This is a genomic window from Limnohabitans sp. (assembly GCF_044373035.1).
Lineage (GTDB): Bacteria > Pseudomonadota > Gammaproteobacteria > Burkholderiales > Burkholderiaceae_C > Limnohabitans_A.
In genome coordinates this window covers 1-3,384 of record NZ_JBILQU010000183.1, presented here as the reverse complement: position 1 = coordinate 3,384, position 3,384 = coordinate 1, and the positions used below count along the sequence as shown (strand labels likewise).

General features: G+C 59.7%; 3 protein-coding genes and 1 pseudogene. All 4 read left to right on the top strand.

The genetic code is table 11. From position 1 onward, the window contains the following. Positions 1–236: 236 nt before the first annotated feature. The 4 genes and pseudogenes from ACIQ47_RS15490 (at position 237) to ACIQ47_RS15475 (ending at position 3,365) form a co-directional block, all read left to right on the top strand. Complete coding sequence (locus ACIQ47_RS15490) at positions 237–1,187, top strand: SMP-30/gluconolactonase/LRE family protein (protein ID WP_396438939.1); 951 nt, start codon at positions 237–239, stop codon at positions 1,185–1,187. Between the two features lie 37 nt (positions 1,188–1,224). After that, complete coding sequence (locus ACIQ47_RS15485) at positions 1,225–2,394, top strand: ATP-binding protein (protein WP_396429258.1); 1,170 nt, start codon at positions 1,225–1,227, stop codon at positions 2,392–2,394. 116 nt (positions 2,395–2,510) lie between these two features. After that, positions 2,511–2,825 (top strand): annotated as a pseudogene (locus tag ACIQ47_RS15480) (SMP-30/gluconolactonase/LRE family protein); the annotation flags it as partial. Positions 2,826–2,906: 81 nt separating this feature from the next. Then, entirely contained in the window at positions 2,907–3,365 is a 459-nt protein-coding gene (locus ACIQ47_RS15475; RefSeq protein WP_396438938.1) for a hypothetical protein, read from the top strand. The last annotated feature ends 19 nt before the right edge of the window (positions 3,366–3,384 follow it).

The following is a 3,384-nucleotide window of genomic DNA, read 5'->3' as shown; positions in this document are numbered from 1 at the left end:
AAGAAGAGCGCGAAGGTCTGGACATTGCATCGCACGGCGAGTCGGCCTACCACGGCTAAAAGCCAGCCAAGACAAGTTTCATTGCAAGCGGTGGCGCAAGCTACCCTTTCATCAGCCCGCAGCGCTCAGGTTCTGCGGGCTGTTTCTTTGGGTGTGCGGTTTCGGTGGCGATTGATCGAGGTACGTTCCTTGTTGGGGTAGTCGAACGCGCCATACGCTCGGGCACAATGGATTTCATGCACGCATCTGACTTGTCTTCACCCACTTGGGCCGCCATCACCACCGAGCCCGATGGCTTGGGCGAGTCGCCCTTTTGGCACCCACAAGAGCAACGCCTTTATTGGGTGGACATCCCCGGGCGGCGCATCGCGCGCGTGGCAGTGCAGGGCCTGCAGGCCCTAGGGCCGGTGGAGTATTGGCCTTTGACGCAAGAGCCCGGCTGCATCGCGCCGGTGCAAGGCGGCGGCTTGGTCATGGCTCTGCGTGATGGCATTTATTTGGCACGCGAGTGGGGTGGCCCATTGCTGCGGTTGGTAGCCGCGCCTTATGACACGGCCAAGCTGCGTTTCAACGATGGCAAGTGCGACGCCCAGGGCCGCTTTTGGGCAGGCAGCCTTTATGAGCCCAAAGACCAGGCGCTGGGCACGCTGTACATGTTGGACGGACAAGGCCTGCATGCCATGCTGGGCGGCGACAAGGACGGGGTGGTGACGGCCAACGGATTGGCCTGGTCACCCGACGGCCGCACGGCTTATTGGGCCGACACAGCCGCGCACCAGATTCGCGCTTTTGACTTTGATGCGGCCAGCGGGCAATTCACGAACGTTCGCGTGTTTTACCAAGCTGCGCCCAAGCCCACAGGCTGGGCCTGGGGAAGCTCCACGCCCTACGGCGGTCGGCCCGACGGCGCGGCCGTGGATTCTGCGGGCTGCTACTGGTCAGCCCAATACGAAGGCGGGCGCCTGCTGCGTTTTTCGCCAAAAGGGGAGGTGCTGGCCCAAGTGCCCACCCCGGCGTTTTGCCCCACCATGCCTTGCTTTGGTGGGCCAGACCTGAAGACTTTGCTTGTGACTACCGCCCGGCATGGCCGCAGCGAGGCGGAGCTGGCGCAGTACCCCGGTGCCGGGTGCGTGTGGGCGATGCGGGTGGAGGTGGCGGGGCTTAATTCCTGTCATTTCAAAATTTGATTTTGAAATGACAGTTTTATGGCTAAACTCTTTGCGCATGATCAGGCGCAACATCGAACCTCTTTTTCGCCAATTGGCGGGGCAATATCCCATCGTCACGCTGGTAGGTCCACGCCAAAGCGGCAAGACCACTTTGGCCCGCATGGTGTTTCCAGGCAAGCCCTATGTCACTCTGGAAGATCCAGACATGCGGCGCTTTGCCATGGAAGACCCTCGCAGCTTTCTGGCTACTTATCAAGAAGGGGCGGTGATCGATGAAATACAACGTGCCCCCGAGCTGCCCTCTTACTTGCAATCCATGGTGGACGCCCAGCCTGTAGCCGGGCGATTCATCCTGACAGGCAGTCAGCAGTTTGAACTGATGACGCAAGTCAGCCAGTCACTGGCCGGGCGAACGGCACTGTTGCGCTTATTGCCCTTGACCTTGGCCGAGAGGGCGTTGATGCGCCCCATCCAGACACAAGACCCTTTGGCGCTGCCCACGTGTTTGCTCAGCGGTTTTTACCCACGGGTGCACGACCAGAATCTGCAAGCTTCGCAGGCCATGGGCGATTATTTTGCAACTTATGTGGAGCGCGATTTGCGACAGTTGGCCGCCGTGCAAGACCTGCGTCTGTTTGAGCGTTTTGTGCGTCTGTGCGCTGGCCGCACAGGGCAACTGCTCAACCTCAATAACTTGGCCAATGATGCGGGCATCTCGCAGCCCACAGCACGTGCTTGGCTTGACCTGTTGCAAACCAGCTTCATTGTCCATGTCTTGCCGCCGTGGTTTGTCAACTCCGGTAAGCGCCTGATCAAGTCGCCCAAACTGTACTTTGTGGACACAGGGCTGGCCTGCTGGCTGCTGGGGCTGCGCACGCCCGAACAAGTCCAGCGAGACCCATTGTGGGGCGCATTGTTTGAAAACTTCGTGGTCATGGAAGCCCTGAAAGACCGCTTTAACCAAGGCGAAAACAGCCCCCTTTACTTTTACCGTGATTCAGAAGGCAACGAGGTGGATTTGCTCATGCCCATAGGTCGGCAACTCCATGCCATCGAAATCAAGGCAGGTGCTACGGTCAACCCCGACTACTTCAAAGGGCTCAAGCGCTTTGATGCGCATCACCCCGGCACGCTGCGCAGTGGGTGCGTGGTTTTTGGTGGAGCCCCGTCTCAGGCCCGTTCACCTTGGCCGGTGCACTCGTGGTTGACGCTGGCACATCAATGAAGCCATCGGCTGCATCGCGCCGACCCAGGACGGCAGTTTGGCTTTGCTCACACAATGGCCTACCCGACGGCATGACGGTGGACGCCGAGGGCTGCTAGGGGTCCGCCCAATACCAGGGCGGGCGCTTGCTGCGCATTTCACCCACAGGCCAAGTGCTGGCCGAAGTGCCCATCCCGGCGCTGTGCCTCACCATGCCCGGCTTTGGCGGCGCGGACCTGAAAACCTTGTTCATCACCACCTCCCGCCACGGCCGCAGTGAGGCGGAGCTGGCGCATTACCCCGGTGCGGGGTGCGTGTGGGCGATGCGGGTGGAGGTGGCGGGGGGCCGGTTAATGGGTTTGGGTGGGGTTGGTGTTGGGCTGAGTTGCCGTCTCAATTCGGATGACGTCGGAGTTGTCCTGTGCCCGTCGGATAGGTCCACAGCTAAGTGAAGAGCCGCCGGTGGGCGTCCAAGTTGATCGATCTTTTAGGCCGCTTAGTCACTTGGGGACTCTGCTGTCTGGAAGCGGTAATTGCAGTTGGTGCATTGGTACCAGGCATTGGATGGTCAGTTTTCGGTCGGCGTCAACACGCCGGTGGCCCGGCTCCAGGAGCCTCGGCGATTTTCAGGTCGTGGCAAGCCCACTCACCTTCCTGAGCAGCGCGAGCACCAAGCCATAAGGATGTTTGATGTGATAGCATCAAACATCAATACATCGGGAGATGAAATGCGAACCACCCTGGACATTGCGGACGACGTGCTTTTTGCAGCCAAAGAGATTGCACAAAGAGAGAAAAAGTCGATTGGACAAGTCATGAGCGACTTGGCGCGCAAAGCATTTGCAGTGGGGGCCTATCAGCCGCCAGCGGATCAAACTGTGCCCCACGTCTCAGAGCGCTTGGCCCAATATGGCATTCAGCCCTTGCCTTCACGGGGAGTGGTCATCAGCAACGAGCTGATCGAACGCTTGCGTGATGCAGAGGGCGTTTGATGCGTGCACTGTTTGACGT